The organism is Streptomyces sp. NPDC107550 (genome assembly GCF_055639095.1).
Genome location: NZ_JBVKBC010000023.1, coordinates 56,281 through 78,994, shown reverse-complemented (window position 1 = coordinate 78,994; position 22,714 = coordinate 56,281). Strand labels below are relative to the sequence as shown.

The 22,714-nt window shown below is 72.9% G+C and carries 21 protein-coding genes; 10 read left to right on the top strand and 11 right to left on the bottom strand.

What is annotated here, in order from left to right; translation table 11 throughout:
* The first annotated feature begins 103 nt into the window (after positions 1 to 103).
* Positions 104 to 1,117, top strand: coding sequence for a tryptophan--tRNA ligase (gene trpS, locus ACZ7LY_RS25630; RefSeq protein ID WP_471627047.1), 1,014 nt, complete (start codon positions 104 to 106; stop codon positions 1,115 to 1,117).
* A 58-nt stretch (positions 1,118 to 1,175) separates the two neighbouring features.
* Positions 1,176 to 1,742, top strand: coding sequence for a 2'-5' RNA ligase family protein (locus ACZ7LY_RS25625; protein ID WP_471627046.1), 567 nt, complete (start codon positions 1,176 to 1,178; stop codon positions 1,740 to 1,742).
* 4 nt (positions 1,743 to 1,746) lie between these two features.
* Here ACZ7LY_RS25625 and ACZ7LY_RS25620 read toward each other — a convergent pair whose 3' ends face one another.
* Both ACZ7LY_RS25620 and ACZ7LY_RS25615 read right to left on the bottom strand, forming a co-directional pair.
* Positions 1,747 to 2,502: a decaprenylphospho-beta-D-erythro-pentofuranosid-2-ulose 2-reductase gene (locus ACZ7LY_RS25620; protein WP_471627045.1), complete on the bottom strand. Its 756-nt coding sequence runs from the start codon at positions 2,500 to 2,502 to the stop codon at positions 1,747 to 1,749.
* Positions 2,503 to 2,578: 76 nt separating this feature from the next.
* A complete protein-coding gene (locus ACZ7LY_RS25615; protein WP_471627044.1) occupies positions 2,579 to 3,982 on the bottom strand; it encodes an FAD-binding oxidoreductase in 1,404 nt (467 codons plus the stop codon).
* A 111-nt stretch (positions 3,983 to 4,093) separates the two neighbouring features.
* Between ACZ7LY_RS25615 and ACZ7LY_RS25610 the strand changes: the two genes are divergently transcribed.
* From ACZ7LY_RS25610 to ACZ7LY_RS25595, 4 genes are all read left to right on the top strand, one after another.
* Complete coding sequence (locus ACZ7LY_RS25610; protein ID WP_471627043.1) at positions 4,094 to 4,612, top strand: phosphatase PAP2 family protein; 519 nt, start codon at positions 4,094 to 4,096, stop codon at positions 4,610 to 4,612.
* A gap of 116 nt (positions 4,613 to 4,728) precedes the next feature.
* A complete protein-coding gene (locus ACZ7LY_RS25605) occupies positions 4,729 to 5,604 on the top strand; it encodes a decaprenyl-phosphate phosphoribosyltransferase (RefSeq protein WP_471627076.1) in 876 nt (291 codons plus the stop codon).
* A gap of 5 nt (positions 5,605 to 5,609) precedes the next feature.
* Positions 5,610 to 6,077, top strand: coding sequence for a GtrA family protein (locus ACZ7LY_RS25600; protein WP_471627042.1), 468 nt, complete (start codon positions 5,610 to 5,612; stop codon positions 6,075 to 6,077).
* Positions 6,065 to 6,946, top strand: coding sequence for a YihY/virulence factor BrkB family protein (locus ACZ7LY_RS25595; protein ID WP_471627041.1), 882 nt, complete (start codon positions 6,065 to 6,067; stop codon positions 6,944 to 6,946). Before ACZ7LY_RS25600 ends, ACZ7LY_RS25595 begins: the two co-directional genes overlap by 13 nt.
* Positions 6,947 to 6,969: 23 nt before the next feature.
* On the opposite strand, the gene ACZ7LY_RS25590 is transcribed toward ACZ7LY_RS25595, so the two are convergent.
* Positions 6,970 to 8,265 (bottom strand): D-alanyl-D-alanine carboxypeptidase family protein, encoded by a 1,296-nt coding sequence (locus ACZ7LY_RS25590; RefSeq protein ID WP_471627040.1) that lies wholly within the window; start codon positions 8,263 to 8,265, stop codon positions 6,970 to 6,972.
* A 109-nt stretch (positions 8,266 to 8,374) separates the two neighbouring features.
* Here ACZ7LY_RS25590 and ACZ7LY_RS25585 point away from each other — a divergent pair, with 109 nt between their 5' ends.
* Positions 8,375 to 8,617, top strand: a complete 243-nt coding sequence (locus tag ACZ7LY_RS25585) for an SCO4848 family membrane protein (RefSeq protein WP_471627039.1) — start codon at positions 8,375 to 8,377, stop codon at positions 8,615 to 8,617.
* A 153-nt stretch (positions 8,618 to 8,770) separates the two neighbouring features.
* Positions 8,771 to 10,336, top strand: a complete 1,566-nt coding sequence (locus ACZ7LY_RS25580) for an ABC transporter substrate-binding protein (protein WP_471627038.1) — start codon at positions 8,771 to 8,773, stop codon at positions 10,334 to 10,336.
* Positions 10,337 to 10,369: 33 nt separating this feature from the next.
* On the opposite strand, the gene ACZ7LY_RS25575 is transcribed toward ACZ7LY_RS25580, so the two are convergent.
* The 7 genes from ACZ7LY_RS25575 to ACZ7LY_RS25545 all read right to left on the bottom strand — a co-directional run bounded on the left by ACZ7LY_RS25575 (position 10,370) and on the right by ACZ7LY_RS25545 (position 16,662).
* Positions 10,370 to 11,485, bottom strand: coding sequence for a D-alanyl-D-alanine carboxypeptidase family protein (locus ACZ7LY_RS25575; protein ID WP_471627037.1), 1,116 nt, complete (start codon positions 11,483 to 11,485; stop codon positions 10,370 to 10,372).
* 105 nt (positions 11,486 to 11,590) lie between these two features.
* Entirely contained in the window at positions 11,591 to 12,004 is a 414-nt protein-coding gene (locus ACZ7LY_RS25570; protein ID WP_471627036.1) for a VOC family protein, read from the bottom strand.
* Between the two features lie 138 nt (positions 12,005 to 12,142).
* Positions 12,143 to 12,910 carry a succinate dehydrogenase iron-sulfur subunit gene (locus tag ACZ7LY_RS25565; RefSeq protein ID WP_471627035.1) on the bottom strand — a complete coding sequence of 256 codons (768 nt, stop codon included), beginning with the start codon at positions 12,908 to 12,910 and terminating at the stop codon, positions 12,143 to 12,145.
* Positions 12,910 to 14,664: a succinate dehydrogenase flavoprotein subunit gene (gene sdhA / locus ACZ7LY_RS25560; RefSeq protein ID WP_471627034.1), complete on the bottom strand. Its 1,755-nt coding sequence runs from the start codon at positions 14,662 to 14,664 to the stop codon at positions 12,910 to 12,912. Before sdhA ends, ACZ7LY_RS25565 begins: the two co-directional genes overlap by 1 nt.
* 103 nt (positions 14,665 to 14,767) lie before the next feature.
* On the bottom strand, positions 14,768 to 15,256 hold the full coding sequence (locus tag ACZ7LY_RS25555) for a succinate dehydrogenase hydrophobic membrane anchor subunit (RefSeq protein ID WP_471627033.1): 489 nt from the start codon (positions 15,254 to 15,256) through the stop codon (positions 14,768 to 14,770).
* Positions 15,257 to 15,264: 8 nt separating this feature from the next.
* Positions 15,265 to 15,645, bottom strand: a complete 381-nt coding sequence (gene sdhC / locus ACZ7LY_RS25550) for a succinate dehydrogenase, cytochrome b556 subunit (RefSeq protein ID WP_471627032.1) — start codon at positions 15,643 to 15,645, stop codon at positions 15,265 to 15,267.
* Between the two features lie 150 nt (positions 15,646 to 15,795).
* Positions 15,796 to 16,662 carry a 2-oxo-4-hydroxy-4-carboxy-5-ureidoimidazoline decarboxylase gene (locus ACZ7LY_RS25545; protein WP_471627031.1) on the bottom strand — a complete coding sequence of 289 codons (867 nt, stop codon included), beginning with the start codon at positions 16,660 to 16,662 and terminating at the stop codon, positions 15,796 to 15,798.
* A gap of 247 nt (positions 16,663 to 16,909) precedes the next feature.
* Between ACZ7LY_RS25545 and ACZ7LY_RS25540 the strand changes: the two genes are divergently transcribed.
* Both ACZ7LY_RS25540 and ACZ7LY_RS25535 read left to right on the top strand, forming a co-directional pair.
* Positions 16,910 to 18,577 carry a family 20 glycosylhydrolase gene (locus tag ACZ7LY_RS25540; RefSeq protein ID WP_471627030.1) on the top strand — a complete coding sequence of 556 codons (1,668 nt, stop codon included), beginning with the start codon at positions 16,910 to 16,912 and terminating at the stop codon, positions 18,575 to 18,577.
* A gap of 124 nt (positions 18,578 to 18,701) precedes the next feature.
* Positions 18,702 to 19,217, top strand: coding sequence for a hypothetical protein (locus ACZ7LY_RS25535; protein WP_471627075.1), 516 nt, complete (start codon positions 18,702 to 18,704; stop codon positions 19,215 to 19,217).
* A 374-nt stretch (positions 19,218 to 19,591) separates the two neighbouring features.
* On the opposite strand, the gene ACZ7LY_RS25530 is transcribed toward ACZ7LY_RS25535, so the two are convergent.
* Positions 19,592 to 22,198, bottom strand: coding sequence for an N-acetylmuramoyl-L-alanine amidase (locus ACZ7LY_RS25530; RefSeq protein WP_471627029.1), 2,607 nt, complete (start codon positions 22,196 to 22,198; stop codon positions 19,592 to 19,594).
* Between the last annotated feature and the right edge of the window lie 516 nt (positions 22,199 to 22,714).

Sequence of the window (22,714 nt, the reverse complement as noted above, 5' to 3'; positions counted from 1 at the left end):
AGTGGCGCGGGCCCGACCCCGGGCGCCCGGCGCGGTCCGGGGCGCGGCACGCGCGCGCGTACCTGGGCCCGAGCAACGAGCGGCACCTGAGAGAATGAGGGGCATGGCCTCTGACAGTCCTCGCGTGCTCTCCGGAATCCAGCCCACCGCGGGCTCGTTCCACCTCGGCAACTACCTCGGCGCCGTGCGCCAGTGGGTCGCCCTGCAGGAGTCCCACGACGCCTTCTACATGGTCGTGGACCTGCATGCGATCACCATTCCGCAGGACCCGAAGGAGCTGCGGGCCAACACCCGCCTCGCCGCCGCCCAGCTCCTCGCCGCGGGCCTCGACCCCGAGCGCTGCACGCTGTTCGTCCAGAGCCATGTCCCCGAGCACGCGCAGCTCGCCTGGGTGATGAACTGCCTGACCGGCTTCGGCGAGGCCGGCCGGATGACCCAGTTCAAGGACAAGTCCGCGAAGCAGGGCTCCGACCGGGCCTCCGTCGGCCTGTTCACGTACCCGATCCTCCAGGTCGCCGACATCCTGCTGTACCAGGCCGACCAGGTGCCGGTCGGTGAGGACCAGCGCCAGCACATCGAGCTGACCCGCGACCTGGCCACCCGGTTCAACGGCCGGTTCGGCGACACCTTCACGATCCCGGCGCCGTACATCCTCAAGGAGACGGCGAAGATCTACGACCTCCAGGACCCCACGGTCAAGATGAGCAAGTCGGCGTCCACGCCGAAGGGCCTCATCAACCTCCTGGACGAGCCGAAGACCACCGCGAAGAAGGTCAAGAGCGCGGTCACCGACACCGACACGGTCATCCGCTACGACGCCGAGAAGAAGCCCGGCGTCAGCAACCTCCTGACCATCTACTCCACCCTCACCGGCGCCGGTATCCCGGAACTGGAGCAGAAGTACGAGGGCAAGATGTACGGTGCGCTCAAGACGGACCTGGCCGAGGTCATGGTGGAGTTCGTGACCCCGTTCCGGGCCCGTACGCAGGAGTACCTGGACGACCCGGAGACGCTCGACTCGATCCTCGCCAAGGGCGCGGAGAAGGCACGCGCCGTCGCCGCCGAGACGCTCTCCCAGGCGTACGACAAGGTCGGCTTCCTGCCTGCCAAGCACTGACCCGGCGGCTTCGAACCGCTGTGCCCGCCCGCCCGCCACTCGACGACAGGAGTACGACGTGGGGACCGTAACGATCGGCGTCTCGATCGCGGTCCCGGAGCCACACGGCAGCCTGCTCCAGGAGCGGCGTGCGGGCTTCGGCGACCCCGCGGCGCACGGCATCCCCACGCACATCACGCTGCTGCCGCCGACCGAGGTCGAGGCCGGTGACCTGCCGGCCATCGAGACCCATCTGTCGGAGGTCGCGGCGGCGGGCCGCCCGTTCACCCTGCGGCTGTCCGGCACGGGCACCTTCCGGCCGCTGTCGCCGGTGGTGTTCATCCAGGTCGTCGAGGGCGCCGAGGCGTGCGCCGGCCTGCAGAAGCAGGTCAGGGACGCCTCGGGCCCGGTCGCGCGGGAGCTGCAGTTCCCGTACCACCCGCATGTGACGGTCGCGCACGGCATCGCCGAGGACGCGATGGACCGCGCGTACGAGGAGCTGGCGGACTACGAGGCGGCCTGGCCGTGCACCGGGTTCGCCCTGTACGAGCAGGGCGAGGACGGCGTCTGGCGCCGTCTGCGCGACTTCACCTTCCCCGGCCCCGCCCTGCCCGTCCAGCCCCGGGGCCGCAGCCGCCGCCCGTAGAGGCTCACAGCGGCAGGCGGCGGAAGAGCGGGCGCGGGACGTGGCGCAGCGCCGACATCACCACGCGCAGCGTCCCCGGCACCCACACCGTCTCCGAGCGGCGCCGCAGCCCCGCCTCGACGGCACGGGCCACCGCGTCCGGCGTCGTGGCGAGCGGCGCCTCGTCCATCCCCGCCGTCATCTTCGACCGTACGAAGCCGGGCCGTACGACCATGACGTGCACGCCCGTGCCGTGCAGCGCGTCCCCGAGGCCCTGGGCGAACGCGTCGAGGCCCGCCTTGCTGGAGCCGTAGATGAAGTTGGCGCGGCGGGCCCGCTCGCCCGCGACCGACGACAGCACGACCAGCGAGCCGTGCCCCTGCGACTGGAGGGCCCGCGCGCACACCAGGCCCGCCGAGACCGCGCCGGTGTAGTTGGTCTGCGCGACCCGCACCGCGGCCATCGGGTCGCCCTCGTCGCGGGCCTGGTCGCCGAGGACGCCGAACGCCAGCAGCACCATGTCGATGTCGCCCTCGGCGAACACCTTGCCGAGCGCCACCTCGTGCGACTCGGCGTCCAGCGCGTCGAAGGCGACCGTACGGGCGTCCGCGCCGAGGGCGCGCAACTGCTCGGCGGCCTGCTCGAGGCCGGGGGAGGGGCGGCCCGCGAGCCAGACGGTACGGGTGCGGCGGGCGATCAGGCGGCGGGCCGTGGCGAGGGCGATCTCGGAGGTGCCGCCGAGGACGAGCAGGGACTGGGGGGCGCCGAAGGCGTCTTTCAACGGGGGCTCCTTGGGAAGAGGTGCGGGCGGTCCTTGCGGTCCTGGCGGGCTTTGCTTCGCGGGGTGCCGGGGCGGCTCACAGGCCGAGGCGGCGCGAGAGGTCGGAGCGGAACACGCCCGCCGGATCCAGGCGGGCGCGCAGCGCGCGGAAGTCGGCGAGGCGCGGATACATGCCGGGCAGCAGCTCGGGCCGCAGCCGGGAGTCCTTGGCGAGATAGACACGGCCGCCCGCCGCGGCGACCTCCTCGTCCAGCTCGTCGAGGAACGCGCCGAGCCCCGGCAGGTTCGCCGGGATGTCCAGGGCGAGCGTCCAGCCCGGCATCGGGAACGACAGCCAGCCCGGGTCGCCCTCCCCGAACCGCTTGAGCACGGCGAGGAAGGACGGGCAGCCGCGCCGCGAGATCCGCCGCACGATCTCGCGCAGGGCGTCCTCCTTCCCGTACCCGACGACGAACTGGTACTGCACGAAGCCGCCGCGGCCGTAGACGCGGTTCCAGTGCGGGACGCCGTCGAGGGGGTGGAAGAACGTCGACAGCTTCTGGATCTGGCCGGTGCGCGCGCGGGGCGCCTTGCGGTACCACAGCTCGTTGAACGCGCCGACCGTCGTGCGCCCCAGCAGCCCCTCCGGCAGGAACGAGGGCGCGGCGGGCAGCCGGCCGGGGCGGAAGGCGAGCGGGTCGCGGCGGGCGCGGGCGGGCAGCGCGTCCAGCGGGGCGTGCTCGCCGCGGGTCAGCACCGAGCGGCCGGTCGCGGCGCCGCGCGCGAGCAGGTCGATCCAGGCGACGGAGTAGCGGTAGCGGTGGTCGGTCGCGGTCAGCCGGGCCATCAGGTCGTCGAGGTCGGCGGCCCGCTCGGTGTCCACCGACATGTACGAGGTGGCGACCGGCTGGAGGCTGACCGTGGCGGTGAGGATGACCCCGGTCAGGCCCATGCCCCCGGCGGTCGCGTCGAAGAGTTCCGTGCCGCGCTCGACGACCCGCACCTCACCGTCGGCCGTGAGCAGTTCCAGCGCCTGCACATGCCGGGCGAAGGAGCCGCTGACGTGGTGGTTCTTGCCGTGGATGTCGGCGCCGATCGCCCCGCCGACCGTCACGTACCGGGTGCCGGGGGTCACCGGCACGAACCAGCCGAGCGGCAGCAGCACCTCCATCAGCCGGTGCAGGGAGACGCCCGCGTCGCACAGGACCGTGCCCGCGTCGGCGTCGATGGCGTGGATGCGGTCGAGGGCGGTCATGTCGAGGACGGCGCCGCCCGCGTTCTGCGCGGCGTCGCCGTAGGCGCGGCCGAGACCGCGCGGGATGCCGCCGCGCCGGCCGGGCGCGGCGCACTCCTTCACGGCCGAGACGGTCTCCTCGTAGGAGCGGGGCCGGACGAGGTGCGCGGAGGTCGGGGCGGTACGGCCCCAGCCGGTGACCGGGACGGCGTCGAAGCCGGGCGTGGTGAGGGGGTCGGCAGCCATGCCCGCGACCGTATCGCCCATAAAGGTGCGGTTTGCTCTGAACCGTGCTGATCCTCACCGAAATGGGTGATTGATGGGGTGTCAGCGTAGATTGACGCGGCCGACGCGGTCACGGCCCGCACAGTGAGCCGCATGGACGACCTGGACCGCCGACTGCTGTCGGCCCTGCGCGACTGCGGCCACGACCCGCGCGTGGCCGCCGGCGCCCGCGCCCTGTCCTGGGCCGGGGAACACGGCGCGCTGTGGCTGGCCGCCGGCCTCACCGGAGCGGCCCTCGACCGCGACCGCCGCTCCGCCTGGCTGCGCGCCACCGCCGTCACCGCCGCCGCCCACCTCACCAGCATGGGCGTCAAACGCGTGGTGCGCCGCCCCCGCCCCGCGTCGGGCGCCGGCGTCACCCCGCTGGTGCGCACCGCGGGCCGGCACTCCTTCCCCAGTTCGCACGCCACGTCCGCCGCCGCGGCCGCCGTCGCCTACGGCGCCCTGTCACCCGTCGGCCGGCACCTCGTGCCGCCCGTCGCCGCCGCCATGTGCGTCTCCCGGCTCGTCGTCGGCGTGCACTACCCCTCCGACGTCGCCGCGGGCGCCGCCCTCGGCGCCCTCACCGCCCGCATCGGAACCCGCTGGACGACCGGAGGTGCCGCCCGGTGACCGACTCCGCCGACCCCACAGCCCGCCCCGCCCGCTCCGGCGGCGGCGACCGCGTCGCCGTCCTCGACCGGCCCGCGCCGGCCCCGGCGCCGGGGCCCCGCGCCTCGCCGCTCGCCCTGCCCGCCGGGCTCCTGCGCACCGCACGCCCCCGCCAGTGGGTCAAGAACGTGCTGGTCGTCGCCGCCCCGGCCGCCGCGGGCGACCTCTTCACCCGCACGGCGCTGCCCCGGCTCGCCCTCGTCTTCGCCCTGTTCACCGCCGCCGCGTCGGCCGTCTACCTCATCAACGACGCCCGCGACGCCGAAGCCGACCGCGCCCACCCCGTCAAGCGGCACCGTCCGGTCGCCGCCGGCCAGGTCCCCGTACCCGTCGCCTACGCGGTGGGCGCCGTCCTCGCCGTGCTCGCCCCGGCCGTCGCCGCCGCCCTGTGCAACCCGGCCACCGCCGCGCTGCTCACCGCGTACGTCGTCATGCAACTCGCCTACTGCGTCAGCCTCAAGCACGTCCTCGTCGTCGACCTCGTCGTCGTCTCCACCGGCTTCCTCATGCGGGCGATGATCGGCGGGCTCGCGCTCGGCATCCCGCTCTCGCGCTGGTTCCTCATCACGACCGGGTTCGGCGCCCTGTTCATGGTCTCCGCCAAGCGGTACTCCGAAGCCGTCCAGATGGCCGGGAAGGGCGGGGCGACCCGCGCCCTGCTCAGCGAGTACACCACCGGCTATCTGCGCTTCGTGTGGCAGCTCGCCGCCGGGGTCGCCGTCCTCGCCTACTGCCTGTGGGCCATGGAGGAGGGCGGTGTCGCCCGCTCCAGCCTGCTCCCGTGGCGGCAGTTGTCCATGGTCGCCTTCATCCTCGCCGTGCTGCGCTACGCCGTCTTCGCCGACCGGGGCTCGGCCGGCGAACCCGAGGACGTGGTGCTGCGCGACCGGGCGCTCGCCGTCATCGGCCTGGTCTGGCTGGCCATGTACGGGCTCGCCGTCGTGGACTGGTGAGGGCCGTGCCGCTGGACAGGCTGCGTGCGGCCGGGCCCGAGATCGGCGCGTTCGCCGCCGTCGGCCTGTGCGCGTACGCCGCCGACCTCGGCCTCTTCGTCTGGCTGCGCGGCAGCGTCGGCACCGGCCCGATCACCGCCAAGTGCGTGTCGTTCCTCGCCGGCTGCACGGTCGCCTACGCGGGCAACGCGCTCGGCACCTACCGGGGGCGGGCCGAGGGGGTCTCACGGCTGCGCCAGTACGGAGTCTTCTTCGCCGTCAACATCGCGGGCGCCCTCGTCCAGCTCCTGTGCCTGGCCTTCTCGCACTACGGCCTCGGCCTCACCTCGGCGCGCGCCGACACGGTCTCGGGCTCGGGCGTCGGCATGGCGCTTGCGACCCTGCTGCGGTTCTGGGGCACCCGGACGCTCGTATTCCGCTCCTCCCCGGTGAAACCGCGCGGAGCGGGCAGGCTGGGCTCATGGACTGGCTGAAGAACCTGCCCGTGATCGGGCCGCTCGTCGCCCGGCTGATGCGCACCCACGCCTGGCAGGCCTACGAACGCCTCGACGAGGTCAAGTGGGCCCGCCTCGCCGCCGCCATGACGTTCATCAGCTTCCTCGCGCTGTTCCCGCTGCTCACGGTCGCCGCCGCCATCGCCGCCGGCACCCTCGGCCCCGGCCAGCAGCGCCACCTGGAGTCGCAGATCAGCAAGCAGATCCCCGGCATCTCCGACCAGCTCGACATCGGCGCCCTCGTCGACAACGCCGGGACCGTCGGGCTCGTCGCGGGCGCGCTGCTGCTGTTCACGGGTGTCGGCTGGGTCGGCTCCATGCGGGAGTGCCTGCGCGTGGTCTGGGAGGAGCCGGACCGCGAGGAGAACCCCCTGCTGCGCAAGCTCAAGGACGCCGGCATCCTCGTCGGCCTCGGCGGCGCGGGCCTCGCCTCGCTGCTCGCCTCCACCGTCGCCTCCACCGCCGTCGGCTGGAGCGCGGACCAGCTCGGCATCGACCGCGCCGGCTGGGGCGGCGCCCTGCTCCAGGGCATCGCCTTCGCCATCGCGGTCCTCGCCGACTTCCTTCTGCTCCTGTACGTCCTCACCCTGCTGCCCGGCGTCCACCCGCGCCGCAAGGACCTGATCAACGCGGCGCTGATCGGCGCGGCCGGCTTCGAACTGCTCAAGCTGCTGCTCGGCGGCTACATCAAGGGCGTCGCCGGCAAGAGCATGTACGGCGCGTTCGGGACGCCCGTCGCCCTGCTGCTGTGGATCAACTTCACGGCGAAGCTCCTGCTGTTCTGCGCCGCCTGGACCGCCACCCGCAGGGAGCGGCCCGAGGAGGCGACGGGCCCCTTCGCGGCCTGACGCGCGCGCAGGGACCCGCCCGCTCAGCCCCTGGGCCGCACCGGGAACCGCTTGCGCACCACGAACACCACGCCCGCCAGCACCACCACCGCCCCGCCCGCCACCGCGAGCGCGACACCCATGCCGCTGGAGGACCCCGACGCCACCTGCGCGTGCGCGACCGGCCGGGCCGGGCCCGTCTTCCCCGCGCCCGCCCGCAGGCTCGCCGTCCCCGACGGCTCGGGGTCGGTGCCCTTCGGCCCGACGAGCCGGCCCACCGGCGTCACCTTCCCGGCCGCCGCGAACCCCCAGTCCAGCAGCCGCGCGGTCTCCTTGTAGACGGCGTGCGACTCGCGGCCGCGCGGGTTCATCACCGTCACGAGCAGCACCCGCCCGCCGCGCTCGGCGACCCCGGTGAAGGTCGCGCCCGCGTGCGTCGTGTTGCCGTTCTTCACACCCGCGATGCCCTGGTACGCGGGCAGGTCGCCCTCGCCGCGCAGCAGCCGGTTGGTGTTCTGGATCTCGAACGTCTCCGTCGTACGCCCCTTCTTCTGCTCCTTCGGCAGCTTCGCCGTCACCGTCGAGCAGTACTCCCGGAAGTCGCTCTTCTGCAGCCCGGAGCGCGCGAACAGCGTCAGGTCGTACGCGGACGAGACCTGCCCCGGCGCGTCGTAGCCGTCGGGGCTGGCCACATGGGTGTCCTCGGCGCGCAGTTCGTCGGCGTGCTGCTGCATGTCCCGTACGGTCTGCGGGACGCCGCCGTTCAGCGCGGACAGCACATGGACCGCGTCGTTGCCCGAGCGCAGGAACACGCCGAGCCACAGGTCGTGCACGGAGTACGTGTAGCCCTCCTTGATGCCCGCGACGCTGGAGCCGGCGCCCATGCCCTTCAGGTCGTCGTTCACGACCGTGTGCTTCTGCGACTTCGGGAACTTCGGCAGGACCGTGTCCGCGAACAGCATCTTCAGGGTGCTCGCGGGAGGCAGCCGCCAGTGCGCGTTGTGCGCGGCGAGAATCTCGCCCGACTCCGCGTCCGACACCAGCCACGACTTCGCCGTCACGTCCTTGGGCAGCACCGGCGCGCCCGCGCCCAGCTCCACCTGCGTGCCGGGCCGGCCGAGCCGGTCGCCGCCGAGGGTCGACATGTGCGCCGGGGGCTTGTCGGCGGGCGGCTTGTCGGCACCGGACGCACCGGACGCGGCCGAGGCGGGGACGGCGGCGCCGAGCGCGAGGCCCGAGCCGGCCAGCAGGAGGGCGCAGGCGGCGCCGAGGGAGCGCCGTGCGACGCGCCTGACGGCGGCGGGCTGCGGCGGGCGGGAGGGCGTGGGAGAGGCGGACACGGACGAGAACGTACAGGCAGCGTCCCCGGCGCCCGCCGCCGAGGTGACCTGTGTCTCGCCGCCCCCACCCCGGCGGCGGCGCGCGGCGGCGACTGGCGATACTGAAGGCATGAAGCTCAGCCGCCCCGTCTCCTGGTTCCTGCTCGCCTTCGGGGTGTGGAGCTGGGTCATCTGGATCACTTTCGTCAAGAACCTCTGGAAGGACGGGAGCGGCCTCGCCTTCGACGACGCCGGGGATCCGACCGCGTACTTCTGGGTGCACCTGACGCTCGCCGTCGTCTCCTTTGTGTTGGGGACGGTCGTCGGGGTCATCGGGTTGCGCGGAGTGCGGGCTCTGCGCCGAACGTCATAGAACGCCGGAGGCGGACCCGGCCGGGTTCCCCGCACCGTCCTGCGCTGCGACGTCTCACGCCTCGGACACCTCACCAACCCCCCTTCCCTCAACTCAAACTCCTGTGATTCAGTGACCTCCGTCACTGGGGAGTGACTGGGGAGGGGGGCTCTCATGCGCACGCTGCGCGGCTCGGTCCGACTGCGGATCCTCGCGTCACTGGTGGTGCTCGGCGCGGCCGGTGTCGGCGGCTGGCAACTGCTGCCGAAGGACACCGACGCCGGCAAGGCGGTCACCGTCGGCACGACCGACTCCATCACCTCCCTCGACCCGGCCGGCGCCTACGACGCCGGGTCCTGGGCGCTGTACAGCAACGTCTTCCAGTCGCTGCTCACCTTCACCCCCGGCGGCACGACCCCGGTCCCGGACGCGGCCCGGCACTGCGGCTTCACCGGCGGCGGCCTGCGCACGTACCGCTGCGAACTCAAGACGGGCCTGCGCTTCCCGAGCGGGCGGGCGATGACCGCGCTCGACGTGAAGTTCTCCTTCGACCGCGTCCGCAAGATCGCCGACCCGGTCGGCCCGGCCTCCCTGCTCGACACCCTCGGCAGTGTCGAGGCGCGCGGGCGCACGGTCACCTTCCATCTGTCGTCGCCGGACGCCACCTTCCCGTTCAAGGCCGCCACCGGCGCCGGCGCCATCGTCGACCGGGACGTCTACCCGAAGGCGTCCCTGCGCTCCGGCGACGAGGTGGACGGCACAGGCCCGTACTCCCTGAAGTCGTACCGGCCCGGCACCCGCGCCACCCTCGTGCCCAACCCCCGCTACGAGGGCCCGGCGAAGGTCCCCGCCCACCCGACCGTGCTGCGCTACTTCAAGGACTCCGCGGCCCTCCAGGCGGCCTGGGAGCGGCACACCGTGGACGTGGCGAGCCGCCAGCTCCCGCCGTCGCTGCTGACCCGCCTGTCGACGACCGACCCCGACCAGCGGCTCACCGCCGTCGACAGCGCCGAGACCCGCAACCTCGTCCTCAACGTCCGCGCGGGCCGCCCCCTGCACGACCGCGCCGCCCGCCAGGCCATCGCCGCGCTCCTCGACCGCGACGCCCTCGTGGAGTCCGCGTACCGGGGCACGGTCGACCCGCTGTACTCGGTCGTCCCGCGCGGCATCACCGGCCACACCACCGCGTTCTTCGACGCCTACCCGAAGCCCGACCGGGCCCGCGCCCGCGCGCTGCTGCGGGCGGCGGGCGTGACGACGCCGGTCCGTTTCGAGTACGCGTACTCGCGCGGCTCCGCGGCCAGGGCCGAGGCGAAGGAGGTCAAGCGCCAGCTGGAGGCGTCCGGCCTGTTCCGGGTGACGACGCGCTACTACGACTGGGACGCGTTCCAGAAGCGGTACACGGCCGGGAAGCTCGACGCGTACGCGGTGGGCTGGCTGCCCGACTTCCCCGACCCGGACACCTTCACCGCGCAGCTCGTACGCACCGGCTCCGGCATGCACAACGGCTACAGCAACAAGGCCGTGGACGACCTCATCACCTCCAGCCAGCAGTACGAGGACCGCAGCCGCACCCTGCGCGACTTCCGCCGCGTGCAGCAACTGGTCGCGCAGGACGTGCCGATCGTGCCGCTGTGGCAGCGCAAGGAGTACGTCCTGAGCACCGTCGACATCACCGGCGGCCAGTACCTCTCGGACGGCACCGGCGTCTTCCGGCTCTGGGCCCTCGACCGGATCTGACGCGGGGGCCGGGGGCAGGTCCGGCGGGCCGGGTCAGGCCCGGCGGCGGCCCTTGGGGCGGGCGCGGCGGCGCAGGGCGAACAGACCGCCGCCCGCGAGCGCCGCGACGGCCGCCGAGCCGAGCGCCCAGCCCTCGTCCGCCGACGGCGAGGAGGACCCCGCCGCGCCCGCCGGTGCCGGGCCCGCGCCCCCGGCGGGCCTCGCGGCGGGCGCCCGGCGCGGCCGCTCGCCCGGCGCCGACGCCAGCCGGTCCACGGGCGCCACCTTCCCGGCCGCCGCGAACCCCCAGTCGAACAGCGCGGCCGTCTCCTCGTACACCGCCTCGTACCCGGAGCGCGGATGCATGACGGTGACGAGCAGCGTGCGCCCGCCCCGGGTGGCCGCGCCGGTGAACGTGTTGCCCGCGTGCGAGGTGTAGCCGTTCTTCACGCCGATCAGGCCCGGGTACGCGGCGACGCCCTGCCCGGTCAGCAGCCGGTCGGTGTTCTGGATCTGGAACGACTTGCCGCCGCCCGCCGGGAAGTCGGCGGCCTTCGTGGCGCAGTAGCCCCGGAAGTCCTCGTTCTTCAGGCCCGCCCGCGCGAACACCGTCAGATCGTGCGCGGACGACACCTGCCCCGGGTGGTCGAAGCCGTCGGGGCTGACCACATGCGTGTCGCGGGCGCCGAGCGCGGTGGCGCGGGCCTGCATCGCGGCGACCGTCTTGGGCACCCCGCCGTACATCGACGCCAGCACATGCACCGCGTCGTTCCCCGACCGCAGGAACACGCCCTGCCACAACTGATGGACGGTGTACGTCGTTCCGGCCTGGATGCCGACGAGGCTGGAGCCCGCCGGGATGCCGGCGAGGTCCGCCGCGGTGACGCGGTGGCGCAGATTCCGGTCGAACGCGGGCAGCACGGTGTCCGCGAACAGCATCTTCAGCGTCGAGGCGGGCGGCAGCCGCCGGTGCGCGTCATGGGCGGCGAGGATGTCCCCGCTCGCCGCGTCGGCGACCAGCCAGGACCGCGCGTTCAGCTTCGGCAGCCGGGGCGCGCCGGGGGCCGCGGCGGCGCGCGGCGCGGGCAGGGCGAGCGCGGCGGCCGTCGAGAGCCCGAGGCCGAGGGCCGCGCGGCGACTGAGGTGGGGGGACGAGGTCGTACCGGGCATCTGGTGAACGTACAGGCCAAAGGGCCGGTAAAGACATCGGGGTCCGGGTCCGCGGGCCCGCCCCACAGCGGTCCCACAGCCCGCGCACAGCCGCCGCCCGCGCGGTCAGCCGCGGGCGAGTTCGGGGCGCTTGAGGTAGTCGGTGAACCCCAGCACGTTCCCCCAGGGGTCGGCGACCTCGACGACGTACCCGGTGGACGTGGAGAACGGCGGATCGAGCGGCTCGACGCCCGCCTCCGCGAGCCGCCGGGCCATCGCGCGGGCGTCCGGCACCTCCAGCCACAGCCGGGGCGCGGGCCACGGCGGCGGCCGGTGCCCGAACCCCTCCTCCAGGCGCAGCAGCAGCCCCGGCGTCTCCGCGCCCACCCCGAGCAGCGCGATCCCGGCCTCGTCGAGCCGCAGCGTCACGGTGAACCCGCAGCGCTCGTAGAAGCCCACGGCCTCGCCCAGCTCGCCCACGGGGAGGAGCACGTTGTCGAACCCGAGAATCCCCGGTCCAGGTCCAGCGTCAGTTGACATCCCGTCAGGCTAGCGAGCGGGCGGGCCCGGCGGGCGCCCGCGCGGCTGGGCCGTACGGGTAGCGCGTGCGCCCGCATACGCGAAGGCCCCGCTCCCGGGCGGGGAGCGGGGCCTTCGGCGGTGCGCCGCGGCGGAAGGTCAGTAGCGGCGCGTGATCAGCGCGCGCTTGACCTCCTGGATCGCCTTGGTGACCTCGATGCCACGCGGGCAGGCGTCCGTGCAGTTGAACGTGGTGCGGCAACGCCACACGCCGTCACGGTCGTTGAGGATCTCCAGGCGCTGCTCGCCGGCCTCGTCGCGCGAGTCGAAGATGAACCGGTGGGCGTTGACGATCGCGGCCGGACCGAAGTACTGGCCGTCGTTCCAGAACACCGGGCACGAGGACGTGCACGCGGCGCACAGGATGCACTTGGTGGTGTCGTCGAAGCGCTCGCGGTCCTCGGCGGACTGCAGACGCTCACGCGTCGGCTCGTTGCCCGTCGTGACGAGGAACGGCATGACGTCGCGGTACGCCTGGAAGAACGGCTCCATGTCGACCACGAGGTCCTTGAGCACGGTCAGGCCCTTGATGGCCTCGACCGTGATCGGCTTCTCGGGGTTGATGTCCTTCAGGAGCGTCTTGCAGGCGAGCCGGTTCTTGCCGTTGATCCGCATCGCGTCGGAGCCGCAGATGCCGTGCGCGCAGGAGCGGCGGAAGGTCAGCGAACCGTCCTGCTCCCACTTGATCTTGTGCAGGGCGTCGAGGACCCGCTCCTTGGGGTCCATCTCCAGCTGGAAGTCCTGCCACGTCGACTCCGCCGAGACCTCCGGGTTGAACCGGCGCACGCGCAGGGTGATCGTGATGTACGGGGAGTCGGCGAAGCCGGGCTCGGGCGCCGCCGTCTTCTCCATGGTCGGAGTAGCCATCAGTACTTACGCTCCATCGGCTGGTAGCGGGTCTGGACGACCGGCTTGTAGTCGAGACGGATGGACTCGGTGCCGTCGTCGGCGACCTCGCGGTACGCCATGGTGTGGCGCATGAAGTTGACGTCGTCGCGGGTCGGGAAGTCCTCGCGGTAGTGACCGCCGCGCGACTCCTTGCGGGCGAGGGCACTGGTCGCCATGACCTCGGCCAGGTCGAGCAGGTTGCCCAGCTCGATGGCCTCCAGGAGGTCGGTGTTGAACCGCTTGCCCTTGTCCTGGATCGCCACGTTCTTGTAGCGCTCGCGCAGCTCGGCGATCTTCTCGACGGCCGTCTTGATCGTCTGCTCGGTGCGGAACACCATCACGTTGGCGTCCATGCACTCCTGCAGCTCGTTGCGGATGACCGAGACGCGCTCGGTGCCCGTGGAGTTGCGCAGCCGCTCGACCTGCGCCTCGACGAGCGAGGCCGGGTCCTCGGGCAGCTCGACGAAGTCGGCCTTGTGGGAGTACTCGGCGGCGGCGATGCCCGCGCGGCGCCCGAACACGTTGATGTCGAGCAGCGAGTTGGTGCCGAGGCGGTTGGCGCCGTGCACGGAGACACAGGCGACCTCACCGGCGGCGTACAGGCCCGGGACGACGGTGGTGTTGTCCGCGAGGACCTCACCCTCGACGTTGGTCGGGATGCCGCCCATGGCGTAGTGCGCGGTCGGCTGGATCGGGATCGGGTCCGTGTACGGCTCGATGCCGAGGTAGGTGCGCGCGAACTCGGTGATGTCCGGGAGCTTCGCGTCGAGCTGCTCCGGCGGCAGGTGCGTGAGGTCGAGGTAGACGTGGTCGCCCTCGGGACCGCAGCCGCGGCCCTCGCGGATCTCCGTGTAGATGGAGCGCGAGACGACGTCACGGGACGCGAGGTCCTTCATGACCGGCGCGTACTTCTCCATGAAGCGCTCGCCGTCCTTGTTGCGCAGGATGCCGCCCTCACCGCGGGCGCCCTCCGTCAGCAGGATGCCCATGCGCCAGATGCCGGTCGGGTGGAACTGGAAGAACTCCATGTCCTCCAGCGGGATGCCCCGGCGGTAGCAGGCGGCCTGGCCGTCACCGGTCAGGGTGTGCGCGTTGGACGTCACCTTGAAGAACTTGCCGGTGCCGCCGGACGCGTAGATGACCGACTTCGCCTGGAAGACGTGGATCTCGCCGGTGGCCAGCTCGTAGGCGACGACGCCGGCGGACTTCTTGACGCCGTCGACCTCGACGATGAGCTGGTCGAGGACGTAGAACTCGTTGAAGAACTCCACGCCCTCCTTGACGCAGTTCTGGTACAGCGTCTGGAGGATCATGTGGCCGGTGCGGTCGGCCGCGTAGCAGGAGCGGCGCACGGGCGCCTCACCGTGGTTGCGGCTGTGACCGCCGAAGCGGCGCTGGTCGATCGTGCCGTCCGGGGTGCGGTTGAACGGCAGGCCCATCTTCTCCAGGTCGAGGACGGAGTCGATGGCCTCCTTCGCCAGGATCTCGGCGGCGTCCTGGTCGACCAGGTAGTCGCCGCCCTTGATCGTGTCGAAGGTGTGCCACTCCCAGTTGTCCTCCTCCACGTTGGCGAGCGCGGCGGCCATGCCGCCCTGCGCGGCGCCCGTGTGGGAGCGGGTGGGGTACAGCTTGGTCAGCACGGCGGTGCGGCTGCGCTTCGTCGCCTCGATGGCGGCGCGCATGCCGGCGCCGCCGGCGCCGACGATGACGGTGTCGTACTTGTGAATCTTCACTCGGGTTCTCCTTGCGGACCCTGCATGCTGTGTCGCCTCTCCGCCCTTGCCGGCCGGGGGTCCGGGGGTCGCCCCCCGGGTGGACACAGTGCTCGCCTCGGCTTTAACGGATGTTCGGGTCGAAGGTGAAGATCACCAGCGTGCCCAGCAGGACGGTGAAGACCGTCGCGGCGTACAGCAGGCCCTTCAGCCACAGGCGGGTCTGGGGGCGCTCGGCGTAGTCGTTGATGACGGTACGCAGGCCGTTGGCGCCGTGCAGCATCGCGAGCCACAGCATCAGCAGGTCCCAGCCCTGCCAGAACGGGGACGCCCAGCGGCCCGCGACGAACGCGAAGCCGATCTTGGAGACGCCGCCGTCGAGCACGAGCTGGATCAGCAGGTGACCGAGGACCAGGACGACCAGGACGATGCCCGACAGGCGCATGAACAGCCAGGCGGCCATCTCGAAGTTGCCGCGGCTGCCCTTGCCGGTCTTCGAGGTCCGCTTGCGCGGCGCCTCGATGTAGGGGGCCGGGTTGTCGACGTCGTAGAGGGAGACGCCCTCCACGGGGCCGACGCCGGGGGTCTGGGCGGGGGTGGTGTCAGCGGACATGTTCGGCCTCAGCTCCCGAAGAGTTCACGGACGGCGTGACCGAGGACGGGGTACAGCGCCCCGACCATCAGGACGACCCAGATGCCCACGACGGTCCAGAGCATCTGCTTCTGGTAGCGCGGGCCCTTCGACCAGAAGTCGACGGCGATGACACGCAGCCCGTTGAGCGCGTGGAAGAGGATGGCGGCGACGAGGCCGTACTCCAGGAGTGCGACGATCGGCGTCTTGTAGGTACCTACGACATCGTCGTACGCCTCGGGGGAGACGCGGACGAGAGCGGTGTCCAGGACATGTACGAACAGGAAGAAGAAAATGAGGACACCGGTGACTCGGTGAGCCACCCACGACCACATGCCTTCCCGGCCGCGGTACAGCGTTCCAGCCGGCACGGAAGAACCCTCCGGGTGCGGGGACTGAGGGCCGCGCCGGCTTCTCTGTCGGTCGGGCCCGGCCGGGTACGGTCCACCGGCCGCTCGTCATCGTATCGACGTGGTGTCGGTGTCCTTGCGCCGGGGGCACCGGTGTGATCAAACCGGCAATCAAACAGGCACGTACGGGCTATTGACGGCACTTTCCAGGCGCCCGCCGCGGATCAGCCGGGCGAGGCGGCCCCGGGCGAGCCTGCGCAGCTCGTCGGCGGCGAGCTCCCGCTCCTTGTCCGGGTCGGCGTCGAGCCTGCGCAGCAGCGCGGCGAGGACGTGGTCGAGCGCCTCCGCCGGGGCCACCTCGTCCAGACAGATGACGCACGCGTGTCCGAACCTGCTCGTGTACGCGGAGTGCGCCGCGGCCAGCGCCGTGTGCGCCGCGAAGTAGGCGGCGGCGCCGGGCGGTGACGGCAGCTCCTCGCAGGTCAGCGCCTCGGTGACGGCGGCGGGCGGGAGGTCGTAGGACGCCTCGTCGGCCGCCGCGAGCAGCGCCTCCAGGTCCGGGTAGGGGCGGTGCGCGGCGATCCGCCCGGCCCAGGCGCGGCTGCCGCAGCAGGTCAGCAGCGCCGACTCGGCGGCCTCCCGCTCCAGCGCGTTGAAGACGGTGAGGGCCCCGCGGGGTGTGGCCTGCGCGGGTATGGGCAGGCGCCCGGGACGCTGAGGGGGGCGGGGCGCGGACAGCGGGTGCCTCCGGCGGTGGGACGGGACAGGACGGCCCGTCGGCGGACGGGAAAGAAGGTGCGAGGGGTGCGGCGGGCGGGACGGCGGTGACGTGACGGTCGGGCGTGTCGGACGGGACGGGAACGGCGGTGCGGGAGCGGAGGAACGGACGGTACGGGTGATGCGGGCGGTACGGATGCTGCGGACGGGGTACGGGCGAGGTGCGGGGACGGTCGCGGGAGCCGCGCGGGGAACGCGTGGACGTACCGGCGTGTCGCCGCCGCCCGGTCCACCGCCCGTCCGGCACCGCCCGTCCGCCACCACTTGTCCGGCACCATCCGTCCGGCGCCGGCCGGTGCCCGCAGCGGGTCGCGGCCGACGCGAGGACCGCTCGGCCGCGCGGGGCGCGGCGGGAGCGCGTGTCGGGCGCGGGTGTTTGTGTCGTAACGGTAGCGATGACTGATTGCGGGTGTCCGACGAATGCGCGAATTTCACCCGGACGGGAGAGTTTGCGGGCACGAGGTGGACGCCGGCCCGTCGGTGCGCGCGCCGGACGCGAAGAGACGTGATGATCGAGGGCGGACGCGGGGCGCGCGAGGACGCGCGCCCCGCACCCCCGAGGAAGCGGAGGTGCAGGCGCGTGGAGCGTGAACGGAAGGCCCTCGTCGTCGGGGCCGGGGTCGTCGCCGTCGGAGCGGTGACGGCGGCGGTGGCTCTGTGGCCGGGCGGCGGCGACAGCGGTGAGGCGGGCCGGGCGTCCGCCGGGCCCGCGTCGGCCTCCGCGTCCCCCACCCCCTCGCCGACCCGCTCCTACCCGCTGTCCACGCCCCCGAGCACGATCCCCGCCGTACGGGACTTCACCCCGGCGCGCGGACCCGGCTGGAAGCCCGACGGCGGCCGGGTCGTCGTCCGCGACGGCTCCCTCGCCGACGAGGGCCGCCTCACCGCCCGCGAACTCGGCCTGCGCTACGCGGGCGACGCCGCGGCGGGCCCCGGCGACGTCGAACTAGCGCTCGGCAAGGACAGCGGCGCGGACCCCGAGTCGTACCGGATGACCGTCAAGGGCGGCACCGTGCGGATCACCGGACCGAGCGACGCCGGCGTCTTCTACGGCACCCGCACGCTCAAGCAGGAGGTGCACGGCGGCGACACCGCGCCCGAGGGCGTCGTCACGGACGCGCCGGCCAAGCCGCAGCGCGGGTTCAGCCTCGACATCGCGCGCAAGCACTTCACCGCCGACTGGATCAAGGACCGCGTCCGCGAGATCGGCGACCTCAAGTACAACCAGCTCGGCCTGCACTTCTCCGACGACCAGTCCTTCCGTATCGCCTCCGACTCGCACCCCGAGGTCGTCTCCGCCGAGCATCTGACCAAGGCGCAGGTCCGCGACATCCTCGCGCTCGCCGCCGAACGGCACGTCACCGTCGTGCCCGAGATCGACTCGCCCGGCCACCTCGGCGCGGTCCTGCGCGCCCACCCCGACCTCCAGTTGCGCGACGTGAACGGCACGCCCACGCGCGGCGCCCTCGACATCTCCAAGCCGGGCTCGGCGAAGATCGTGGACGATCTGCTCAAGGAGTACGCGGGACTGTTCAAGGGCGCGTACTGGCATCTGGGCGCCGACGAGTACCAGGCGCTCGTGCGCAGCGACCCGCAGGCGTCCTATCCGCAGCTCGCCGCCGAGGCCCGCCGCAAGTACGGCCCCCGCGCCCGCGTCCAGGACCTCGCCGCCGGCTGGCTCAACGACCGGGCGCGGACCATGGCCCCCTACGACCGCAAGCTGAAGGCGTGGAACGACGGGTTCTTCACCGGCGGGGTCGTCGCCCCCGACAAGAACCTCGAAGTGGCGTACTGGACCGGCAAGGAGATCGGCGCCCGCGACCCCCTCTCCTACCTGAGCGCCGGCCAGAAGCTGACCAACTACAACGACGAGTACCTCTACTACGTCCTCGGCCAGCCCAACACGTTCGTCTACCCGACCGGGAAGCGGATCTACGAGGAGTGGACCCCGCGCGTCGTGCGCGGCACCCGGCCCGTGCCCGCGAAGTACGACGGGCAGATCCTCGGCGGCAGCTTCGCCGTCTGGTGCGATCTCGCGCAGGCCCAGACCCAGGACCAGGTGGCGCGCGGCATCCGGATGCCGTTGAAGGCGACCGCGCAGAAGCTGTGGGACGCGGGGAAGCCCGAGCTGAGCTGGGACCGGTTCAGCGCGCTCGCCGGGCGGCTCGACGGCTGAACGTACGCCCTGCGCCCCACTTGCGGCGTTCCTGTGGCGAACTCCCGTACCGCTGTGGTGTATTCGGCGCCAGGTGCGACGGGACGCGTGGTGCCGGTACGGGGACGGGGACGGGGGCGCGGGCATGGGGTACTGGGGTTATTACGTGGTGGCCAGGAGCGAGCGGCCGCTCAAGGAGGCGGAGGCGCTCGCCGGGGCCGGGGAACGGCTCGCGCTGCTGGAGGAGCGGCCCGGGGGCTGGCAGGTGTGGGAGTGCCCCGGCGGGGCGCCCGGGGAGGAGCCCGTCGATCTGGGCAGCATGAACGCGCTGGCGGCGGAGACGGGGGCGCCCGCGCTGTTCGCGTACGTGATGGACAGCCGGTGCGCGGTCGTGGAGGCGGCCGGGGTGGGGACGGGGGCGTGGGCGGTGTGTCTGGGGCGGGACGTGATGGCGGAGTCGCTCGGGGGTGACGAGCGGGCGCTCGAAGACTATTTCCTCGGGCCGGAGGAGGGGGTGGGGCGGGGGCTTGCGTGGGGGGCGGAGGCGGGGTTCCGCGGGGCGGAGGCGGGGCTTCGGGAGGATTTCGGGGGGCCTGTGGAGCCGTCCGCGGAGGAGTTGTTCTTCCGGGTCCTACGCCACCTGGGCCTGCCGGAGCTGTGAGTGTGCCTACCCGGTGTTTCTCCGGTCGAGGCCCGCTCCCCTGAACGTTTTGCGCAGTTCCCCGCGCCCCTGAGGAAGTGCCCCTTCCGGCGGGCTCCCGTCCTCGACTTTCGTCGTGGCTGGTCGCGCAGTTCCCCGCGCCCCTAGGGAGTTTCCCGGCGGGAGGCTGCTTGCAGTTGAGGTTGCGCAGTTCCCCGCGCCCCTATCGGGGCCCGGGGGGAGGTGGCGACGTAGTCGCCCCTTCAGGGGCGCGGGGAACTGCGCGAGACGCCCCACCGGCCGAAAGGTGAACGACAAGCCGAGGGGGCAGGGCCCCTTCAGGGGCGCGGGGAACTGCGCGATCAGCCACCGTCGGCCGAAAAGTGAGCAACGCCCTAAGGGGCCAGGTCAGTTCCCAGGCGGGCGCCTGTCTTCGTGCCGGCGGACGTGTTGGTGATCGTCCGCGAGGACGTGAGGCCGAGGCCGCTGGAGTTGCTGGGGACGTACGTGAGGAGCCCGTTGCCCGCGTCCTCACCCGCCGCCCCGATCACGACATCCGCCCGCCCGAACCCGGACAGGTCACCCAGCGCCACGGCGGAGCCGAACGCGTCGTCCTTCTCGGTGGAGCCCGGCACCCCGGCGGTGTCCTGCGACACGGACAGCGCCCCCGTCCCGGTCAGCCCGCCGGACGACCCCTTGAGCAGCAGCGTGGACCCCGCGTCGGACCGGTTCGTCGTCCGCGTGATGTCCTCGCCGGGCAGCCCCGTGAGCACGTCCGCGTACCCGTCGAGGTTGACGTCCCCGACCGCGACGGACGCCCCCATCGCGTCCCCGGACTCGGCCGCTCCGGGCACTCCGCTGGTGTCCTGGTGGATGGTCTTCGCGCCGGTGGCGGACAGTCCCGTACCGGCGACGCCGTACACCGCCGTGACCTGCCCGCCGGTCTTCGCGCCGGACTCCGCGGTGTAGGGCTGGCCGATGACGATGTCGTCGACGCCGTCGCCGTTGAGGTCGCCCGCCGCGATGGACCGGCCGCCCTTGACGGTGAGCGTGGCCGCCTTGCGCAGCCCGTTCGCCCCGCCCTTGTACCAGACGACGCGGCCGATCCCGGTGCCGTCGCGGTAGGTGAGGGCGACGTCCGCGTACCCGTCCCGGTTGAAGTCGCCGGAGGCGGCGTCCGCGTAGGCCAGCGGCTTCTCGCTGGTGGTGAGGGCCGCGTCGGTCTCCCACTCGTCGTCGTAGCGGGCGCTCCACGTGCCGCCCGTGCCGGTGGACGCGGCGAACACGTCGGCCTTGCCGTCCGCGTCGAAGTCGCCGACCGCGACGGCCGAGCCGAAGCGCGCGCCGGTCAGCTCGTAGCTGCCGTCCATGTTGACGCCGGTGCCGGTGGTGAAGTCCGGCCCGTACACGATGGTGTAGGCGCCCCGGTCCTTGTGGCCGGCGGTGTCGTCCTCGCCGGGCTGGCCGACGACGAGGTCGGTGTGGCCGTCGCCGTTGACGTCGCCCGTCGCGGTCGCCGCGCCGAACTCGTCGCCGCTCTCGCCCGCGCCCGGTATGTCGCCGGTGGACTGGGAGATGAGCTTCTTGCCCGTCGTGGTCGGGCCGCCGTTCGCGCCGGGCAGGATGAGGACCTGGCCGCCGCTCGCGCCCTTGGGCAGCCCGCTGACGAGGTCGGGCGTCGCGTCACCGACGAGGCTCGCGGAGCGCAGCGCGTGCGAGACGCCGGGCGCCGAGGCCGCCGTACGGACCTGGCCGAGCTTCGGGTACAGGTTCTTGCCGGGGCAGAGCGTGGCGTTGGTGTCCTTGTGGCCGAAGACGCGGGGCAGGGTGATCGTGCTGCCCTTGGCGACCTTGTTGCCGTCGACGTCGAGGTCGCCGTTGGAGGTCAGCGTCACGTTGCTGTTCGGGGCGATGCCGTACTGGCCGAACTTCCAGGCGACGACACGGGAGATGGCGTCGAGGGCGGCCCGGGTCGGCTTCATCGACTCGAAGTTGCCGATGTAGGAGATGCCGACGGTGTCCGTGTTGAATCCGTAGTCGTGCGCGCCGTGCACCGGCAGGTCCATGCCGCCGCTGCGGCCCTCGAAGATCTGGCCGCAGCGGTCGACGACGAAGTTGTAGCCGATGTCGTAGTAGCGCTTGGCGATGTGCTCCTGCTGGATCTCGCGCAGCCGCTTCGCGCTCTGCGAGCACGGCACCTGGTTGTCGAGGTCGACGCCGGTGTGGTGGACGACGGCGGCCTTGATCTCGGTGTCGTAGCTGGGCGTGCCGTCGTAGTTGGTGCCGGCGCCCCACTGCTTCTGCGTGATGATGTGCGGCTTGACGACCGTGGAGGGCCGGGGCGCGGGCGGGCTCGGCGGCGGCGTGCTCGCGTCGGCCGAGGCGGAGGCCGAGCCGGACGACGCGGAGCCGTCGGGCGTGGCGAGCGCGGACCGGGTCTCCTGCGGGGAGGCGGTGGCGGTGGCCGTCGCGCTCTGCCCGTCGCCGGGGGACGGGCTCGCCGTCTCCTCGGTGTACGCGGCCGGTTCGAGCGCGGAGGCGCCCTTCACCGGTCCTGTGCCGGGGTCGATGAGCGTGACGTCCATGCCGGAGGGCAGGTCGGACGCCTTGCCGTCGGCGTCCACGACCCGCACCTCGACGCCGTCCGCCTCGGCCTTCGTGGGCACGGAGACGGTGCCGCCGCGCAGCGCGGCGCGCTCCCGCTCGGCGCCGTCCGCGTCGACGGTGTCCTTGGGCAGCGCCGTCCAGCCGCTCCACGCCCCGGACTTGGCGTCGCGGGCGCGGAACTGCGCGGTGCCGTCGAGCTTGTCCGCGGCATTCTTCCACGTCACGGAGACCGCGCTGAACCGCTGCGTGGACCGCTGCGGCAGCACCTTGCGGTCGCCCTCGGCGCGCAGGGCGAGCGCGTGCGCCGACGCGGAGCGGAAGGTGACCGGGCCGGGCCCGGTGCCGCTCGGGTCGGCCATCGCGTACGCCGTCACCCCGGCGCCGCCGAGCACCACCGCGCCGACCGTGATCCACGCCCTGCGGCGCAGGCTCAGCGGTCTGTACGCGTGTGTGGCGCGCGTGTTCGGCGCCTTTCCACGTGAATGTCGCGGGCTCACAGGCCCCACCCCTCGAAGTCCACCGGTGCCCCGCGCAAGCCGCGGGTCCTGCCCTATCCAGCGATAGACAGTCCGGACCCGTCACAGGTTGTACGGATGTGGCGCGCGTCACAGAAGGGGGTGTGGTGGGCGGCCGGCGGGCTGCTTTTCGCGGTGGCGCGGAGGCGTGTGCATGGTGCACAGTCCCGCTGTGACGAGCCGCGACGGACGAAGGAAAGGCGCATGCGCCGCACAGTGATCACCGGCGCGTGCGTCGTCCTGCTGGCCGCCGGGGGCGCGGTGCTGCAACCCGTGGGCCACGGCGCCGTCCTCACCGCCGCCGCGCGCCCCGCCGCGTCCGCGGCCCCGTCGGCGGACGACGAGCCCGACGCCCGGCCCCCCCGAGGAGGTACGCGGGGGACGGCTCGCCCGGCG